General features: G+C 67.6%; 19 protein-coding genes and 2 pseudogenes. 11 read left to right on the forward strand and 10 right to left on the reverse strand.

The window, feature by feature from the left end:
- Positions 1-10 precede the first annotated feature (10 nt).
- The 3 genes from ACPWT1_RS06530 to ACPWT1_RS06540 form a co-directional block, all read right to left on the reverse strand.
- A complete protein-coding gene (locus ACPWT1_RS06530) occupies positions 11-736 on the reverse strand; it encodes a tripartite tricarboxylate transporter substrate binding protein (RefSeq protein WP_427914567.1) in 726 nt (241 codons plus the stop codon).
- Between the two features lie 77 nt (positions 737-813).
- Positions 814-975, reverse strand: coding sequence for a hypothetical protein (locus ACPWT1_RS06535; protein ID WP_427914568.1), 162 nt, complete (start codon positions 973-975; stop codon positions 814-816).
- A gap of 93 nt (positions 976-1,068) precedes the next feature.
- The gene (locus ACPWT1_RS06540; RefSeq protein WP_427914569.1) at positions 1,069-2,232 is read right to left on the reverse strand and encodes a hypothetical protein; all 1,164 of its coding nucleotides are present in this window, start codon (positions 2,230-2,232) and stop codon (positions 1,069-1,071) included.
- A gap of 91 nt (positions 2,233-2,323) precedes the next feature.
- Between ACPWT1_RS06540 and ACPWT1_RS06545 the strand changes: the two genes are divergently transcribed.
- The 4 genes from ACPWT1_RS06545 to ACPWT1_RS06560 all read left to right on the forward strand — a co-directional run bounded on the left by ACPWT1_RS06545 (position 2,324) and on the right by ACPWT1_RS06560 (position 4,643).
- A complete protein-coding gene (locus ACPWT1_RS06545) occupies positions 2,324-3,490 on the forward strand; it encodes a mandelate racemase/muconate lactonizing enzyme family protein (protein ID WP_427914570.1) in 1,167 nt (388 codons plus the stop codon).
- A complete protein-coding gene (locus ACPWT1_RS06550; RefSeq protein ID WP_427914571.1) occupies positions 3,487-3,885 on the forward strand; it encodes a hypothetical protein in 399 nt (132 codons plus the stop codon). The genes ACPWT1_RS06545 and ACPWT1_RS06550 overlap by 4 nt, the downstream gene beginning before the upstream one ends.
- A 156-nt stretch (positions 3,886-4,041) precedes the next feature.
- Complete coding sequence (locus ACPWT1_RS06555; RefSeq protein WP_427914572.1) at positions 4,042-4,269, forward strand: hypothetical protein; 228 nt, start codon at positions 4,042-4,044, stop codon at positions 4,267-4,269.
- The gene (locus tag ACPWT1_RS06560) at positions 4,266-4,643 is read left to right on the forward strand and encodes a tyrosine-type recombinase/integrase (RefSeq protein WP_427914573.1); all 378 of its coding nucleotides are present in this window, start codon (positions 4,266-4,268) and stop codon (positions 4,641-4,643) included. The genes ACPWT1_RS06555 and ACPWT1_RS06560 overlap by 4 nt, the downstream gene beginning before the upstream one ends.
- On the opposite strand, the gene ACPWT1_RS06565 is transcribed toward ACPWT1_RS06560, so the two are convergent.
- Positions 4,633-4,914 carry a hypothetical protein gene (locus tag ACPWT1_RS06565; RefSeq protein WP_427914574.1) on the reverse strand — a complete coding sequence of 94 codons (282 nt, stop codon included), beginning with the start codon at positions 4,912-4,914 and terminating at the stop codon, positions 4,633-4,635. The genes ACPWT1_RS06560 and ACPWT1_RS06565 overlap by 11 nt on opposite strands.
- A complete protein-coding gene (locus tag ACPWT1_RS06570; RefSeq protein ID WP_427914575.1) occupies positions 4,915-6,060 on the reverse strand; it encodes a hypothetical protein in 1,146 nt (381 codons plus the stop codon).
- 399 nt (positions 6,061-6,459) lie between these two features.
- Here ACPWT1_RS06570 and ACPWT1_RS06575 point away from each other — a divergent pair, with 399 nt between their 5' ends.
- From ACPWT1_RS06575 to ACPWT1_RS06585, 3 genes are all read left to right on the forward strand, one after another.
- Positions 6,460-7,164, forward strand: a complete 705-nt coding sequence (locus ACPWT1_RS06575; RefSeq protein WP_427914576.1) for a hypothetical protein — start codon at positions 6,460-6,462, stop codon at positions 7,162-7,164.
- 254 nt (positions 7,165-7,418) lie between these two features.
- Positions 7,419-8,222 carry a CAP domain-containing protein gene (locus ACPWT1_RS06580; protein WP_427914577.1) on the forward strand — a complete coding sequence of 268 codons (804 nt, stop codon included), beginning with the start codon at positions 7,419-7,421 and terminating at the stop codon, positions 8,220-8,222.
- 86 nt (positions 8,223-8,308) lie between these two features.
- The gene (locus ACPWT1_RS06585) at positions 8,309-8,647 is read left to right on the forward strand and encodes a four-helix bundle copper-binding protein (protein ID WP_427914578.1); all 339 of its coding nucleotides are present in this window, start codon (positions 8,309-8,311) and stop codon (positions 8,645-8,647) included.
- 31 nt (positions 8,648-8,678) lie between these two features.
- On the opposite strand, the gene ACPWT1_RS06590 is transcribed toward ACPWT1_RS06585, so the two are convergent.
- Positions 8,679-9,110 (reverse strand): hypothetical protein, encoded by a 432-nt coding sequence (locus tag ACPWT1_RS06590; protein WP_427914579.1) that lies wholly within the window; start codon positions 9,108-9,110, stop codon positions 8,679-8,681.
- Positions 9,111-9,286: 176 nt separating this feature from the next.
- On the opposite strand from ACPWT1_RS06590, the pseudogene ACPWT1_RS06595 reads away from it, so the two are divergent.
- Positions 9,287-10,845, forward strand: a pseudogene (locus ACPWT1_RS06595) (fatty acyl-CoA synthetase).
- A gap of 14 nt (positions 10,846-10,859) precedes the next feature.
- Here ACPWT1_RS06595 and ACPWT1_RS06600 read toward each other — a convergent pair.
- A complete protein-coding gene (locus ACPWT1_RS06600) occupies positions 10,860-11,069 on the reverse strand; it encodes a hypothetical protein (protein WP_427914580.1) in 210 nt (69 codons plus the stop codon).
- 243 nt (positions 11,070-11,312) lie between these two features.
- Here ACPWT1_RS06600 and ACPWT1_RS06605 point away from each other — a divergent pair.
- Positions 11,313-12,399, forward strand: a pseudogene (locus ACPWT1_RS06605) (flavodoxin family protein).
- Positions 12,400-12,441: 42 nt separating this feature from the next.
- Here ACPWT1_RS06605 and ACPWT1_RS06610 read toward each other — a convergent pair.
- The gene (locus ACPWT1_RS06610; RefSeq protein ID WP_427914581.1) at positions 12,442-13,275 is read right to left on the reverse strand and encodes a PPK2 family polyphosphate kinase; all 834 of its coding nucleotides are present in this window, start codon (positions 13,273-13,275) and stop codon (positions 12,442-12,444) included.
- Between the two features lie 130 nt (positions 13,276-13,405).
- Between ACPWT1_RS06610 and ACPWT1_RS06615 the strand changes: the two genes are divergently transcribed.
- Entirely contained in the window at positions 13,406-13,795 is a 390-nt protein-coding gene (locus ACPWT1_RS06615) for a DUF192 domain-containing protein (protein WP_427914582.1), read from the forward strand.
- Here ACPWT1_RS06615 and ACPWT1_RS06620 read toward each other — a convergent pair.
- The gene (locus ACPWT1_RS06620) at positions 13,777-14,736 is read right to left on the reverse strand and encodes an MBL fold metallo-hydrolase (protein WP_427914583.1); all 960 of its coding nucleotides are present in this window, start codon (positions 14,734-14,736) and stop codon (positions 13,777-13,779) included. The two genes, ACPWT1_RS06615 and ACPWT1_RS06620, sit on opposite strands and share 19 nt — an antisense overlap.
- An 89-nt stretch (positions 14,737-14,825) precedes the next feature.
- Here ACPWT1_RS06620 and ACPWT1_RS06625 point away from each other — a divergent pair, with 89 nt between their 5' ends.
- Complete coding sequence (locus tag ACPWT1_RS06625; protein WP_427914584.1) at positions 14,826-15,974, forward strand: acyl-CoA dehydrogenase family protein; 1,149 nt, start codon at positions 14,826-14,828, stop codon at positions 15,972-15,974.
- Positions 15,975-15,986: 12 nt separating this feature from the next.
- Here ACPWT1_RS06625 and ACPWT1_RS06630 read toward each other — a convergent pair whose 3' ends face one another.
- Positions 15,987-17,054 (reverse strand): hypothetical protein, encoded by a 1,068-nt coding sequence (locus ACPWT1_RS06630; protein WP_427914585.1) that lies wholly within the window; start codon positions 17,052-17,054, stop codon positions 15,987-15,989.
- Between the last annotated feature and the right edge of the window lie 184 nt (positions 17,055-17,238).

Consider the following 17,238-nt stretch of genomic DNA (forward strand, 5'->3'; position numbering starts at 1 on the left):
CGCCGCGAGGTTACTTCTTGCCGAGCCCCATGCGGGCGGCGCCCTCGGTGTACAGCCTGGTCTTCTCGGCCATGAAGGCGTCCATCTGGTCGAGGCCGACGTTCACCAGCTCGAAGCCGGCCTTGGCCGCCAGCTCCTTCATCTCGGGGTCGGTGTTGATCGCCATCCAGAGATCCGACAGGCGCTTGCGTGCCTCGGGCGGCGTCGACTTGGGCACGCCGATGCCGCGGTACGCCCCGTCGACCCAGTCGACCCCCAGCTCCTTGAAGGTGGGCACGTCCGGCATCAGCGGGTGGCGCTTCTCCATCGCCACCGCCAGCGGGCGCACGCCCTTGTCGCGGTTGGCGATGGCGAACGGCGTGTACGTCATCGCACCGTCGACCTGGCCGCCCATCACGGACGTGGCGAGGTCACCGGTGCCCTTGAATGGCACATACAGCGTCTTGATGCCGAAGGCTGCGTCCAGCCGCTCGTGCGCGGCCTGGTTGGCCGAGAACTGGCCCGAGCCCGCGAGGCTGATCGATCCCGGCTTGGCCTTCGCGGCTTCGATGAACTCCTTGAAGTTCTTGATCGGGCTCCTGCTGCTGACCACCAGGATGTCGGGCGTGAAGTGGAACCAGAACACCGGCACCACGTCGGCGGTCTTGTACTGCACGTCGCCCTGGATCGGCTGGAACACGATGTGCGGCAGGTTGATGCCGACCACGTTGGCGCCGTCGCCGGGCAGCTGGTTCATCTGCGCCCACATCAGCCCGCCGCCGGCGCCCGCCTTGTACTGGATGATGGTCTCGATGGCCGGGCACTTCTTCTTGATCAGGAGCTGCTGGTGGCGCGCCGACAGGTCCGACTCGCCGCCCGGGGGAAGGCCTGCCAGTACTGGATGTTCTTGTCAGGACATTGGACGGTGCCCGCGCCTTGCGCGAACACCAGCGGCGCGGCCAGTGCCAGGGCCAGCGCTGCGAACTTCTTTCTCATCGCTTGTCTCCTTCTTGGTGGGAAGGAGAGGGTCTCAGGATTTCAGGCGGCCAGCAATCGGACACACCCGCATGGCCGCTCGCGCGGCGAGCGTCAGACCGCGCGATTCATGTCGACCTCGAGCCCGGCCTTGCGCATCTCGCGCGCGACCAGCAGGTGCCAGAGGTTGCCTTCGTCGCGCTGCTGCACGTGCACCAGGTCCCGCAGCTCCGGCGCCACCTGGCCCTTGCCGTCGACCAGGTAGCAGACCTTGCCGCGGCCGAGCACGCCGAACAGGAAGCCGATCTCGAGCAGCGTCTCGGACGGGGCTCCATGCCCGCCGGCCTCGGTGGCCAGTGCGGCGGCCGGGCCGAGCACGATCGCGTAGTCGGTGCCGCGCACGCCGGCGAGCCGTTCGACGAACGTGGTGGTGTCGCTGACCGGCGCATCGCCGACCTCGATGACCTGCAGGCCGAGCTGGCGCACGTACTCGGCCACCGGTGCGGCGGCGGCCGCCTCGCCGTGGCTGCTGATGATGGCGACGCGGTTCGCGCCGTGGCTGCTGGGGGCGGGCGTGGGAGCAGGCGTCGACGCAGGCGTCGGAGTCGGAGTCGGAGTCGGTGTGGGCGTCGGCGTCGGAGCGAGTGTGGGCGTCGGAGCGGGCGTCGGTGCCGCCGTCGGCGCGGGCGTGGACATCGCGTTCCTGGCGGCGGCGCGGGCCGCCACTGCGGCGGCCGTGCGCGACATCGGGGCGGGCGGGGGCGCCTTGGTGGGGGCCGGCGTCGGCACTGGCGTGGGCTTGGGGGTCGGCGTCGGTGCAGGCGTGGGTGCCGGCGTCGGTGCGGCGGTCGGCGCAGGCGTCGGTGCGGCGGTCGGTGCCGGCGTGGCCACGGGCTCCGCGGCCTTGGCGATGGGCGCCATCGCGCCACCGCGCAGGCGCTGCGCCAGGATTTCCCTGGCCGCATTCAGGGCCGAGATCGCGCCGTCCAGCCCCTTGCGGATGCACTCGTGCAGCTCTTCGCTGCTGTACCGCTCGCCGAAGCTGGTGTCCAGCGAACCGTCGAGCGCGTCGATCTTCAGCTGCTTGTAGTCGGGCGACCCATGGCCCAGCACGTCACCGAGCGCGTTGTTCACGCGCTTCTGCAAAGCCTCGGTGCGGGGATCCCAGCGTTCCTGGATGCCATCCAGGTCCTGGGTCTTGAGTTCCTTGGCGAGACGGGTGACGCGGTCGATGGCGGCCTCGAGGGCGGCCTTCTCCTGGCGTGAACCGGTGGACATGCGGTCTCCTGCGGCGATGCGTCACTGTACAGCTTGGAAGGCGCCGTTTCCCTGACGGGAGGGCGTGCGCCATCGGCGATGATGACGGCCCATGCAGATCCTCGACATCCGTGAGACCACCTGCGCGATCGCATCGCCGATCCGCAACGCCTACATCGACTTCAGCAAGATGACCCTGAGCCTGGTCGCCGTGGTGACCGACGTCGTGCGCGACGGCCGCCGGGTCGTCGGCTACGGCTTCAATTCCAACGGCCGCTACGGGCAGGGGGCGCTGATGCGCGAGCGCTTCATCCCGCGGCTGAAGGAAGCCGAACCCGCGTCGCTGCTCGACGACGCGGGCACCAACCTCGATCCGCACAGGATCTGGGCGACGATTTTCAGGAACGAGAAGCCGGGCGGCCACGGCGAGCGCTCGGTGGCCATCGGCACCATCGACATGGCCGTGTGGGACGCGACGGCCAAGATCGCCGGCCTGCCGCTGTACCAGCTGCTCGCCGAGCGCTATGGCAACGGCACGCCGAACCGCAAGGTGTTCGTGTACGCGGCCGGCGGCTACTACTACCCGGGCAAGGACGACGCGCAGCTGAAGGACGAGATGCGCAAGTACCTCGATCGCGGCTACAACGTGGTGAAGATGAAGATCGGCGGCGCCTCGCTCGACGAGGACCTGCGGCGCATCGACTCGGTGCTGTCGATCCTGAAGGACGGCCAGCGCCTGGCGGTCGATGCCAACGGTCGCTTCGACCTGGACACCGCGATCGCGTATGCGAAGGCGCTCTCCCGGTACAACCTGTTCTGGTACGAGGAGGCCGGCGACCCGCTCGACTTCGAGCTGCAGGCCACGCTGCGCAACTACTACGCCAATCCGATGGCCACCGGCGAGAACCTGTTCTCCATGCAGGACGCGCGCAACCTCATTCGCTACGGCGGCATGCGCGCGGACCGCGACTGGCTGCAGTTCGACTGCGCCCTGAGCTACGGCCTGGTCGAATACCTGCGCACGCTCGACATGCTCGAGCAGCACGGCTGGTCGGCCAGCCGCTGCATTCCGCATGGCGGCCACCAGATGTCGCTGGCCATCGCGGCGGGCCTGGGCCTGGGCGGCAACGAGTCGTACCCCGACCTGTTCCAGCCGTTCGGGGGCTTCCCGGACGGCGTGAAGGTCGAAGGCGGCCACGTGCTGATGCCCGAGTTGCCGGGCATCGGCTTCGAAGGCAAGAGCGACCTGATCCGCGTGATGCGCGAGCTGGCCGAATGAGCGCGCTGCCGCTGCTCGACGCCGCGCAGCTGCGCGAGCTGGCAGCGCGGCATCGCAGCGGCGACAAGTGCCCGGTGTGCGGGGGCCTGCAGTGCAAGGGCTGGGAGGCGCTCCCCGCCGCTGTCAATATCTCCGGGTTGCGGCGCGTGGGCACGCTGCGCGATCCCGAGCTCTACGAGGTCACGGTGGAGGAGTACCACCCGGACGGGACGCACAGCTGGTCGCCCGACGCGCCCATCGCGGCGGCTTTCCATCCGGCCAACAAGAGCGACGTGTGGCAGTGCTCGTCGTGCGGCCGCGTGTTCCTTCGCTACACCGAGTACGGCGGCTACTACCAGGAGGAACGCGTGAGGGAAGTTGACCCTGCGTTGATCGTTGACGCTGCGCTGCCCTAAGTTGCTCTAAGTCCTCGGGAACACTGAGCGGTCATCAACAAGCGTCGGGACGCAGGGACAAGCCATAACACGCTTGTCGTCTCAACCAACTACTGGAACGCGGTCTGCAACTTCTGCGAGAAGCTAAGGTGGGTTGCTCCGCCGAAGCTGCCTCGGATGACAGAGCAAAAGACGAAGCTGCGCTACCTATCCTACGAAGAAGAAGACGCGCTGTTCGCAACCATCGACCCGAATGCCAAGTACCACGGCAAGAATGCTCGACTCGACAAAGCTAGGCAGGGCAACAGCGACTTGCTGATGGCGTTGCTCGATCTGGGTTGCAGGTACAGCGAAGCAGGCGGAATGGCGTGGAACCAAGTTGATCTGGTCGCCCGTAAGATTTGATCTACCGCAAGAAATGTGGCGACGACGGAACGCTGGTAATGACCAACCGGCTGTATGAAATGTTCAAGCGCCGCAAAGCGCAAGCAACCGACGAATGGGTTTTCCCTACTAAGCGCCGTTGGAACAACGCGCAGTGGCTGCAACACGCACTGGTGCGAATTGGCATCACGCAAGACGCAGGCCGCATCACCTTACATACTGCGAGGCATACGGCGGCCAGCAGACTGATCAAGGGTGGGTTGTCGTTATTGGAAGTGCAGCAATACTTTGGTCACAAGGACGTGCAAAGCACCATGTGCTACTCGCACATTGAAACCGGCGCTGTTGCCGAAAAGGCGGCAACGTTGCTCAATCGACCAACGACTAGCGCTTGAAGCGTTCGGGCGGCACAGCGCCCTGCACCTTGCACTTTATCCAGTCCGCGGAGCGCTCCCCCGGCACGTACTTGGAGCCGAGGCGCTTTGCGACCAAGCCTTCGAGCTTCAGTGATAGGCCATGCCGGTACAGGTCAGCACCTTGCTTCGCGTCGAAGTGGCCAACGTTAAGCGCGCAGGTCAAGGAGTCGGCAACAGCCGCAAGAAGGTCGAGAAAAAGCTCGGCAAAGACAAAGGGATCGCACGGCCCCTTTGTCTTCAGCGAGTCCAACTACTTGCTCTTGCTCCCACCGCCGATCTGCGTCGTGCGGTAGTACACCTTGCAAGTGTGATGGTCGGTGTCCCACCTCGCGTCCGACTGGTGCACGTCCCGGTTATAGCCGGCGTTTACAGCACACACGCAGGGCGTCTCCTCTTCCAATCGGCTGACCGCGCTCATCTTCTGCATGTAGGCATGAAGCCCGCCTTTCACCCACTGACACGCTGCTGCTCGATTTTTAAAGATGGCGTCGTGAGAATCTTCAAACGGCAGCCATTTGAAGCCCTGGCTCTCATACGGGTCTGGCTCAAAGGATTTGACGCGGATGTAAGGCCCCTTTGATTCGCCCGACGTTGAAGAGGAAGACGCAATGTTGGTCGCGCCACCAGCTCTTGAAGTGGATTGCGACTGTGCAGCACGTGCGGAGCGAATGTCGTCTGCCGCCGACGTAATACCCCTTCCGCCCCCATCCGTCGCAATGTCCGACACCAATCCACTAGTCATGCGAGCACGCTCAGCAGCCGAGAGGTTTGGAGCTTTGCTCATGACGGCAGCTCCGATCACTCCCGCCACGATCTTGCCGGACGATGACGGCTCCGCGTCTTTGCGCAAGTCCTCTTTAACTTCCGCAATTCGCCCAGGGGCATCCTTGTCTCCGAGCCGTTCCGCCAGCTCGTACCACTGGAGCGCCACGCGTTCCCGTGCCTCATGTCCCCCTAGTCCGACTCTGCAATCACACCGGTGATACTTATCCAAATACAGGATCTCGCCCATAAGGTACGCGGCTGACGCGTACCCGGACCTTGCGGCTTCCGCGCACCAGTGAGACGCTGGATTGAGATTAGTTTCCACTGCCGCCACTTTCCTCGCTCGCAGATAGAACTCCCAACAGGCGTCGAACTGCGCTTGCTTGTCACCAGCTCTCGCCTTCGGCAAGTAGTCGTCGTTGAGTCGGTTTGCAGACTCTTCGTAAAATTTTGCCTGCTCTGGCGTTTCGCACCCGACAACAGCGAACAATACTGCTGTGATACAAAATAAGCAGCGGAGGTATCCCCAAGTCGATCTTTGAAGCGGCGTCATTGAATCCTCAGCAAAATAGGCGGGGTATTCTTGTTGAGGCACCATCGTTCCCGATCTACCGATGATGCGGATGGACAAACGTGCAGACGGGTGCTACCCATGTGGCGTTGAACACGGCGCCCTACTCTCCGGTCGCCTGCGTCCAGCGCGGGTGGTCGACGTTCGGGTTGACGTTGGAATACGAGCGGCGCATCGGCGAGGACGGCCTGTTTGCCGTTTTGGGGGGCTGCGCTTGCAGCCCCTCCGCGTTTGCGCGCTTGCTGCAACGCTGCTCCAACGCACTTGGTGACGCTCTGACGCGCTTGGGCTCCAAAAGCAGGGCTCGGCAAGCACCTGCGTTGCCAACGCGGCGCTGGCCGTCCCAGCACCGCCAAACAAATAGCGTTGCTGAAAAAAGCAGCAGCAAACAATAGGTTGACCTCGTCGGACCAGATGTTCGAATCGCAAGCCTGACAACTGGAGCTTTCTCGACCGGCAATGACCCTGCAACTGCGCAACGGCATCTATCACTGGAAGAAGATGGTCAACGGGCATCTGTTCGCCCGCACGACCAAAACGGGTGACAAGAAGACTGCAGAAACATCGGCTGCAATTTGGGAACGACTAGCGCTTGAAGCGCTCGGGCGGCACAGCGCCCGGCACCTTGCACTTGATCCAGTCCGCCGAACGCTCGCCTGGGATGTATTTGGAGCCGAGGCGTTTCGCGACCAAGCCTTCAAGCTTCAGCGACACCGCATGTCGGTACAGGTCAGCGCCCTGCTTGGTGTCAAAGTGCCCGACGTAGAGAACGCCCGGCACTCGTTCGCAGAGTGGATGTGGTGCTGGCTCAGCAGCGAAAGGCTCGCCGAACGCGGACCAGCGTCGCATCAGTACTGCATGGCCCGACGCGGACCAGACGTTGGCCCGTATGCAGTGGGCAACATCGACATCAAGACCAACCTTGAGAACCTGCGTGAGCAAGTGCCAACGCAGAGCACGCGCGAAAAGCTAAGCGAAGCCCTAACTGGCCGCAGGTTGTCTGAAGAGCACAAGGCCAAGATCAAAGCCAAGGCCAAGCGCCGCCCCATTGATGGCGTCCGCTACGAGGGAATCGAAGCTGCCGCTGCTGCGTTGGGCGCAAGCAGGCACACAATGCTCTACCGGCTCAAGCACTGGCCGCACCGCTACAAGGACGTGGAGTAACCCTGCCAAGTCGTCTCGCCAAGTTGTATGCACATCCTTTGCACACTGACTAGGCAACGCCGAGAACGTCACTGGGACGGTCATCAAAATTGTTAGGCGGCTACTACCAGGAGGAACGCATCCGCGAGGTCACGCCGGCGCTGGTAGCCTGAACGGGCCACCGCGGTAGCGCCTCGTCCGACGCGTAACGTCGGGTGCTGGGAATGCTTCCCAGACATCGGGCGGCTCATGCTCCAGGGCGAAGGGAGCAATGCATGAGTCGCAAGAAGACCATCACCGCGGCCGGCGCCCATCTCCGGATGGCGCTGGCGGTGGCCATGTTGGCGGGCTGCGCGTCGGGGCCGCCATCCTCCACGCCCGAGGACCCGTCCTCCTCCACCGCCACCTTGTCCGGGCCGCCGGCCGACGAGGTCCCCATCGTCGGCTGCAACGCGGCGAGCCTGCGGCAGTCGCTGCTGCAGCGGGTGAACCAGGCGCGCGCGTCCGGCACGGTGTGTGGCGATGCCAGGCAGGTCGCGACGAAGCCGCTGGTGTGGCAACCGGCGCTGGCCGCGGTGGCGACGCGACGCGCCACCGAGATGGCCCAGCGCGGCACGTTCGGCGCGACCGACCCGCGCGGCACCGAACAGCGGCTGCGGCAGGAAGGCTACCGGGCCGCCGTGGCGCAGGAGGGCGCAGCGGGCGGCGACTACACCTCCGACACCGTGGCGCAGACCTGGCTCTCGCACCAGCAGCAATGCCTGGTGCTCACCAGTGCGCAGTACACCGACGTCGGCGCGGGCTGCGCCAATGCGCCCGGCAGCGAACTGGGCCACTACTGGACCGTGGTCGTGGCCCGGCCGGGCGAGGGGGCCGCCTCCAGGGCTGCACCGAAGGCCAAGGGCAAGTCCGCTGCGCCGAAGCCCAAGGCGGTGCAGCGCGGCGTGAAGCCGGTGGCCAGCAACAAGGCCGTGTCCAGCACGACCAGGAAGGCCACGCCTTCGGCGAAGAAGGCCAGCACGGCCAAGGCCAGCAAGTGCACGGCGCCGGATTGCAAGGCAACCCCGGCGGTGCGGTGACCATCGGCATCAACCGTCCGCGTCTGTGAGCGACGCGGCGCGCGAGGGGCGCCGCTGCCTAGAGTCGGTTTTCGACGGAGATCGACATGGCCAGGGATTCCCTCACCCGCTACCTCGACTGCATCGCGGCGTGCAACGCCTGCGTGGTCGCCTGCCAGCACTGCGCGGCCTCGTGCCTGCAGGAGCCCGACGTCAAGGCGATGGCCCGCTGCATCGCGCTCGACATGGATTGCGCGCAGGTCTGCGCCACGGCGGTGGCCCTGATGGCCGGCAGCAGCGAACTGGTCGGCGAGATGTGCAAGTTCTGCGCGCTCGCCTGCAATGCCTGCGCCAGCGAATGCGGCCGCCATCCGATGGACCATTGCCAGCAATGCGCCGAGGCCTGCCGACGCTGCGCCCAGGCCTGCGACCGCCTGGCCGCCTGAGCGGGAAACCTTCGCTGGAGGGGAACAGGCGCTAGTGCGCCGGGCTCTTCGCTGCGGTCTTGCCGCGCTTGTAGGCCATGCACTGGACCTCCAGGTTCGCGCGTGCCTGCGGGCCCGTGGTGTCGGACTCCTGCAGCGCAACGAACATCGACCGCAGGTCGCCCTTGTTCCGGCCGTCGAAGGGACGGGCCTCAATCTGGTTCTGCAGTTTCGCCAGCGGCTCGCCCGCGTGCAGGCGCTTCCAGAGCGGTATCAGCTCCGACACCGCGCGGGTGCATTCGCGATCGGTGTCGGGATGCGCGCGGTCCATCTCGAAGTGCCCGTGCTCGAAGCGCTTCTGCGCCTCCTGGTTCTCGCACGGGTGGTCCTGGTAGACCGAGCCGCACCGGTACATGTGCTGGGCCGAGGCCGTGCCGGCTGCCGCCGCCAGCACCAGGGCCAGCGCCCATCGTCTGCTTGCCATCTGCATCACGCTCCCCAGGACGCGACGCATCCTGCGCGGGCAAGCATCGCACACGCGGATGGGCTTGCGGCGATCCGTCCCGCGCGCTGTCGCCTCGCCGCATCGCCCCTCGGTGTTTCTCCCCGCCATCCGCAGGCCGGGCCGATCCGATACTGCAATGCACCGAGGAGAGCGCCATGGATCCCGCCGTCCGCCGCCAGACCCTGTCCGACGTCCTGCACCGCACCGCGCGACGCCTGCCCGGCAAGCCGGGACTGGTGTGCGGCGACGTGCACTGGACCTTTGCCGAGTTCGATGTGGTGGTCGACCGCGTGGCTGCGGGGCTCTCGCGGCTGGGCGTGGAGCATGGCAGCCGCGTGGCCGTGCTCGCGCGCAACTCGCATGGCTTCGCGGCGCTGCGCTTCGCGCTGGCACGGCTGGGCGCGGTTCTGGTGCCGATCAACTTCATGCTGCAGGCGCCCGAGGTGGCGTACATCCTGCGCCATGCACAGGCGCAGATGCTCGCCACCGACTGGGGCTCGCCGCGCTGGCGCAGGCCGCCGCGAAGCTCGATACCGCGGTGCGCCAGTTCGTCTGGCTGCCGTCCGAGGAAGCGACGCAGCCGGTCGCCGGCATGGTGTCCTTCGACGATCTCGCGCGCACGGAGGGAACGCCGCCGCCATCCCCGGTGCAATCGGGCGACCTGGCGCAGATCGTCTACACCAGCGGCACCGAATCCAGCCCCAAGGGCGCCATGCTCACGCACGATGCGGTGATCTGGCAGTACGCCAGCTGCGCCATCGACGCCGCCATCGCCGGCAGCGACGTCGTGCTGCATGCGCTGCCGCTGTACCACTGCGCGCAGCTCGACGTGTTCCTCGGCCCCAGCGTCTACGTGGGCGCCACCAGCATCGTCACGGCCAGGCCCACGCCCGACAACCTGCTGCCGCTGCTGCAGCGGCATCACATCACGTCGTTCTTCGCGCCGCCGACGGTGTGGATCTCGCTGCTGCGGTCGCCGCAGTTCGACGGCACGGATCTCTCGGCGCTGCGCAAGGGCTACTACGGCGCGTCGATCATGCCGGTGGAGGTGTTGCGCGAGATGGCGCGCCGGCTGCCCCAGGTGGGGTTCTGGAACCTGTATGGCCAGACCGAGATCGCGCCGCTGGCCACGCTTCTGGGCCCCGAGGACCAACTGCGCAAGCCCGGCTCGTGCGGCAAGCCCTGCCTGAACGTGGAGACGCGCGTGGTCGACGACGCGATGAACGACGTGGCGCCGGGCCAGGTCGGCGAGATCGTGCACCGCTCGCCGCACCTGATGCTGGGCTACTTCCACGACGACGAGCGCACCCGCGCCGCGTTCGATGGCGGCTGGTTCCACTCGGGCGATCTCGCGACCATCGACGACGAAGGCTTCATCACCGTCGTCGACCGCAAGAAGGACATGATCAAGACCGGCGGCGAGAACGTGGCCAGCCGCGAGGTCGAGGAAGCGATCTACCGCCTGCCGTCGGTATCGGAGGTCGCCGTGATCGGCGTGCCGCATCCGCGCTGGGTCGAAGCGGTGGTGGCGGTGGTGGTGCCCAAGGCCGGGCAGGCCTGCAGTGAGCAGGACGTGCTGGCCCATTGCGAGCAGCACCTCGCCACCTTCAAGCGCCCCAAGGCGGTGGTGCTCGCGACGACGCTGCCCAAGAACCCGAGCGGCAAGCTGCTCAAGCGCGACCTGCGGCGGGCGCACCAGCAGCTGTTCGCCTAGCGACGCCGGCCAGGCTATTCGAGCGGGGCGGGGCGCGAGTCGCGCTGGTTCGCGAGGTAGGGCTCCAGGCTGTCGCTGCCGGTGCCGCTGCGCTGTCCGGGCGGCGCCAAGGGCGGCGGTGCGGCGGATCGCGATCGCGACAGTCCGCGCAGCAGCGCGCCCAGCAAGCCTTGCTGCGATCGCGTGCCCTTCGCCGGCACCGGCTGGATCGGTCTGTTCGGCATTCCGTGTTCTCCCTCCAACGGAATGGCTGAGGTTCGCCCCGGCTGCAGTCGGTGATCAATGCGCTCCCTGCAACAGCGGTAACGGGATGCCGCAACCGGGCGACCGAGCCGCATTTGCCCGCGCCTTTCGTGCAGTCGTGCCGCAGTGGGCCCTTCAAGGATGCGTTCGGCCGCGGTTCAGCCGTGGGGTTCCTGCGCGATGCCGGCGCATGTGCCCCATGTTTGTTCCTAGACTGGCCCGCGATGACCACCACACCCACTGTCCGCACGGGCCAGGCCGGACCCATGCTGCCCCGTGACGAATTCCGCCGCCGCTTCATGGAGCCGTACTACGACCCCGCGTTCCGGGTCCGAGGACGCGGCGATCACGCGCCTGGAGCAAATCGCGTGGGACGCCTACCAGCAGGGCCGCAAGGCGCCCGTCACGCGCAAGGCCGGCCCCGGCTTCGCTGATCCCGGGTACGACCTGTCGGTGGAGTGGCGCGAGGCGCGCGACCGCCTGCTCGCCGCGCAGAAGCGCCAGGAGCAGCCCGACACGCCGTCGCGGATCCTGCTGGTGTGCTGCTCGTCGCGCAACGACGGCAGCTGCCCGGGCGAGATGTCGAAGACCTTCCGCCTGGTGCAGCTTGCGAAGGAGGTGATCGAGCGCGAGGGCCAAGGCTGCGAGGTCGACGTGCTGGACCTGAGCCGCCTGATCTCCGACTACGACCGCCGCATCCATCCGTGCAAGGGCTGCGCATCGACCGCGATGCCGCTGTGCCACTGGCCGTGCAGCTGCTACCCGAACCACAGCACGCGGCAGACCAACGACTGGATGAACGAGATCTACGAGCAGTGGGTCAGCGCGCACGGCGTGGTGCTCGTCACGCCGACCTACTGGTACCAGGTGGCGAGTCCGCTGAAGCTGATGATGGACCGCATGGTGTGCGCCGACGGCGGCAACCCGGACCCGACCAGCACGCACGGCAAGAAGGCCGACGAAGCCAAGGCGCTGGAGCTCAAGGGCTGGGACTATCCCAAGCACCTGGCCGGTCGCGTCTACGGCGTGGTGGTGCACGGCGACGTCGCCGGCATCGAGGGCGTGCGACGCAGCCTGTGCGACTGGCTCGACTGGATGGGGCTGATCGAGGCCGGCATGCAGGCCCGGCTCGATCGCTACATCGGCTACTACGAGCCGTACGCCACCAGCCACGACACGCTGGACAAGGACGAGTGCGTGCAGGAGGAGGTGCGCAACGTCGCGCGCGCCGTGCTGCACGGCGTGCGCGAGCGGCGCGCCGGGCGGCTCAAGCCCGCCGATGCGCACCTGCAGCGGCCACGCCCGAAGTGACTGCGCAGTGCGGCGAGCCCGCGCGCAGTGCAGGACGACGGGTCACGGAACCTTCACGCCCTTGAGTTCCGGCGGCAGCGGCGGGAACCGCAGGTCCAGTCCCTTGAGCACCGAGCGCAGCACGGTGGCGATCATCAGGTTGCGGTGGGTCTTGGAATCCGCAGGCACGATCGTCCAGGGCGCCCAGGGCGTTCCGGTGGCACGGATCGCATGGTCGTACGCGTGCTGGTAGTCGTCCCATTGGTCGCGCGCCTTCAGGTCGGCGGGGTCGAACTTCCAGTACTTCTCCGGGTCGTCCAGGCGTTCCTGCAGCCGCTTGCGCTGTTCGCCGCGCGAGATGTGGAGCATGAACTTCACGACGACCGTGCCGCTCTCGCACAGCATGCGCTCGAAGTCGTTGATCTGCGCATAGCGGCGCTGCGCCGCCTCGGGATCGATCTGCCCGTTCACCAGCGGAACCAGCACGTCCTCGTAGTGGCTGCGGTTGAAGACCACGACCTCGCCGGCGGCGGGCACCGCGGCGTGGATGCGCCACAGGAAGTCGTGCGCGCGCTCGTTCTCCGACGGCGCCTTCCACGCCGCGGTGCGCACGCCCAGCGGGCTCATGCGGTTGAACACGTGGCGCAGCGTGCCGTCCTTGCCGCTGGTGTCCACGCCCTGCAGAACGACCAGCATCTTGTAGCGGCGGTCGGCCCAGAACTTGTTCTGCAGGCCGTCGAGCTCGAGTGCCAGCGCATCGACGGCCTCGCGATCGCCGGCCTTCTTGCCGCCGGAGCAGGGCTTGTCGCCCGGGTCGATGCGCGAGAGATCGAACTTCGCATCTGGCTTCGCGTGCCGGAAGCGCGCGAGCTTGGCGGGCAGGGCGGGTTCGGGCATTGCGCGGCTTGTTCTTGTGGGTGGTTGGCCAGTATGCCGTCCGCTGCAACTCAGCCGGGATGCGCGCCTACATGGGTCGTGGGCGCGGGCGGTCACGGTGCGCGCGCGAGCGTCGGCACACTCCACCGCCATGAACCAGGTGAGGATGCGACTGCACGCCGGCGAACACGCGATCGACGCCCATGTGGCACGGACCCGCGCACAGCGGGCCCGGGGCCTGATGCATTGCACGGAGCTCGGGCCGAACGAAGGGATGCTGTTCATCTGCGACGACTGCGCGGTGCAGAGCTTCTGGATGAAGGACACGCCGCTGCCGCTGTCGATCGCGTTCCTCGAGGAGGACGGCACCATCGTGCACATCGGCGACATGGAGCCGCATTCGCTGGACTCGCATGCCTGCCCGCAGCCGGTGCGGCACATCCTCGAGATGCGCCGCGGCTGGTTCGCCGAGCGCGGCATCGGCCCCGGCAATCGCATCGAGGGGCCGGCGTTCGTGGCGAACTACTTGAGCGCCGAGTAGTCAAGCGGCACGAACACGTAGCCCTTGTCGGCCGCGCGCAGGTGGCCGAGGCCCGGGAACGGCAGGTGCGCGGCGCCGACCAGGAGGCCGTTCTTGGCCGCATCGGCGTAGGCGGCCTGGCGCGCCTGCGCGGCGGCGGCGTTGTCGATGTCGAACGCGATGGTGACGCTGGGGTCCTCGAACTGCACCGCGGCCACGTGCATCAGGTCGCCCCACAGCACCAGCTTCTGGCCCTTGCTCTCGACCGTGTAGATGGTGTGGCCCGGCGTGTGGCCGTAGGCGGGCACCGCGGCCACGCCCGGCACCAGCGGCGTGCCGCCCTCGAACGTCTTGAGCTTCCCGGCCTTCCTGTACGGATTGACGGCGGCCATCGCCGCCTTGAAGAACTGCTTCGCGTCGTCCGGCGCCGACGCCATGATAGTCTCGCTGAGCCAGAAGTCCGTGTCGCGCTTGTCGATGCGCAGCGTGGCATTGGGGAACGCGCGCTTGCCGCCTTGCACCAGGCCGCCGATGTGGTCGCCGTGCATGTGCGTGATGTAGATCTCGTCGACCTGCTCGGGCCTGTAGCCGGCCGCGCGCAGGTTCTTCGCCAGGCCGCCGCCGCCGGGGCCGAAGAACACGCCGGAGCCGGTGTCCACCAGCACCAGCTTGCTGCCGGTGTTGAGCAGGTAGGCGTTGACCGAGGTCTCCACCTGCTCGCCCTGGAAGTTGCGCCGCAGCGAGTCGCCGATGCGCGTGGCATCGCCCTTGAGCAGTTGCGTGACCGGCAGCTTCATCGTGCCGTCGGACAGCACGGTGACCTCGATGTCGCCCACCATGGTGCGGTACCAGCCGGGCGCCTGCACCCTGGCTTGCGGCGCGGCGGCCTGCGTGGCGACGGGCATGACAGCGGTGGCGGACAGGCAGGCACTGGCGAGCAGCGCGCGCAGCAGCTTGGACATGGGGGCTCCTCCGGGTTGTTGTCGAGCGCGCGGATCGTACGGGATTCCCTGCAGCCGGGGCGACCCGCAGCGCCGCAACAATCGGGCGCATGCCCTTGCAGTTCCAGCGCTCATGGAGCGACGCCGACCTCGACGCCTGGCGCGACAGCGTGTCCCGTTTCGTCGCGCACGAGATGGAGCCGGGCGACGCCGAGGCGCGCAAGCGTGGCCACGTGGGCCATGCACTGTGGCAACGCGCAGGCGCACTGGGCTTCCTCTGCGCCGACATCCCGCAGGCGTATGGCGGCGGTGGCGGCGACTTCCGCCACCAGGCTGTGCTCGACGAGGAGATGGCACGCCGCGGGCTCTCGGGCATGAGCGCCTCGGTGCATGCCATCGTCGCCCACTACCTCCTGAACCACGGCACCGAAGACCAGAAGCAGCGCTGGCTGCCGCGCATGGCGCGTGGCGAACTGGTCGGCGCCATCGCGATGACCGAGCCGGGCGCCGGCTCCGACCTGCAGGGCATCCGCACGCGCGCCGAGCGGGACGGCGACCACTATGTCCTGCATGGCAGCAAGACGTACATCACGAACGGATTCCTCGCCGGGCTGGTGCTCGTGGTGTGCAAGACCGATGCGGGGCAGGGCGCCAAGGGCATGTCGATCCTGGTGGTCGAGACGCAGGACTGCGCCGGCTTCCAGGTCGGCCGCATCCTGGACAAGCTGGGCATGCATGCGCAGGACACCTCGGAGCTGTTCTTCGATGGCGTGCGCGTGCCGGCCGGCCACCTGCTCGGCGGCCGCGAGGGCCAGGGCTTCTACCAGCTGATGTCCGACCTGCCGTACGAGCGGCTGATCATCGGCGTGGTCGCGCAGGCCGCGATGGAGGGCGCGTACGAGGACACGCTGGCGTGGGTGCGCGAGCGCCAGGCCTTCGGCCAGCCGCTGGCCGCGTTGCAGAACACGCGCTTCAAGCTGGCCGAGGTCGCGACGCAGATCGCCGCCGGCCGCGCGTTCATCGACCGCTGCGTCGACCAGCTGCTCGCGGGCACGCTGGACACGGCGACGGCCTCGATGGCCAAGTTGTGGGGGTCCGAGACGCAATGCCGCGTGCTCGACGACCTGCTGCAGCTGTGGGGCGGCGCCGGCTACATGCAGGAGACGCGCGTGGCCCGCATGTATGCCGACGCGCGCGTGCAGCGCATCTACGGCGGCACCAGCGAGATCATGAAGGAAGTGATCTCGCGGGCGCTGTAGCGGCAAGCGCCTTCACGGCGCCTTCGGCCGCAGCAGCAGCAGGCCGTCGCTCGAGCTCACGAGCATCGAGCCGTCGTCGGCCAGCGCCACCACCGATTGCAGCACCCGGTCCGTCTCGGTGGGAATGCGCGTGTTGAGGTCGACCATGCCAGTGTCGGCGGTCCACAGGAACGCGTGCGCCATGCCGTTGGCATCGGCCGACGTGCCGCCCACCTGGCCGGATGCATTGATCCGCGTCGCGGCCGACCAGCCGCCGCCCAGCGTGCCCAGCGACTTCATGGCCCCGCCGCTCCACACGAAGGCGCGCGTGCTGCCCGGATCGGTGGTGTCCGACGTTCCGACCACCATGCCGCTCGCGTTGATCGCACTCGCGGAGGAGTTCGTCCCGCCAAGCGTGCCCAGGTCCACCATCCCTTCGGCAGCGCTCCACCGATAGGCGTGGTGCACGCCGGGGCCCAGGTCCGACTGGCCGACGACCTGGCTGGCTTCGTTGAAGCCGTCCACCGTGACGTTGCCGGCACCGAGCGAGCCGAGATCGCGCGGTGGCTGGCCCGGCACCCACAAGGTGGCATGCACCTGCCCGCCGGGTGTCGACGACACGCCCGCCACCGACCCGTCGTCGTTGATGAACTCGCCATTGGCCACCGAAGGCAGCGTGCCCGCGCCGCTGAGCGGGTCCAGGCCCTCGGCGGTCGGGCTCGGCGGCGTCCATCGGTAGGCGGTCGGGATGTTGCGCCGCGTGACCATCCCGGTGACCTGGCCCTTGCGGTTGATCGCGTTGGCGACGGTGAAGAAGCCCGGGCCGATGTCAATCACGACCAGCGCGTCAGGAGCATCGGGGCTCCAGCTGTACACGAGCGACAGGCTGTCCGAGAGCAGCTGGCCCGTCACGTGGCCAGCGTCGTTCAGCGCGGTCGCGCGCGCCGGCCGGTTGCCCATCACCTGCTGCACCTTGGTGCCATCGAAGAAGCGCGCGAACTGCTGGTTGGCATCCGTCGTCGTCCACGCCGCCTGGCCGAGGTTGTTGAGGCCCTGCGGGGTGGCCTGGCCGACGGGGTCGAGCAGCTGCGCCAGGAACATCGGCGCGGGCGCGGGCGCCGGCGAAGCGGAGGGCGCTGGTCCAGCGGAGGGTGCTGGTCCAGCGGAGGGTGCGGGTGCAGCCGGTGTCGCGGATGGGGAAGGCGATGGGGCCGCGACCGGCGCAGGCGGCCCCGACGCCAGCGGGGCGCCGGTGTCCACAATGCTCGGCCCGCCACCACCGCCG

The organism is Ramlibacter sp. MMS24-I3-19 (assembly GCF_050320135.1).
In the GTDB taxonomy this organism is placed as follows: domain Bacteria; phylum Pseudomonadota; class Gammaproteobacteria; order Burkholderiales; family Burkholderiaceae_C; genus Ramlibacter.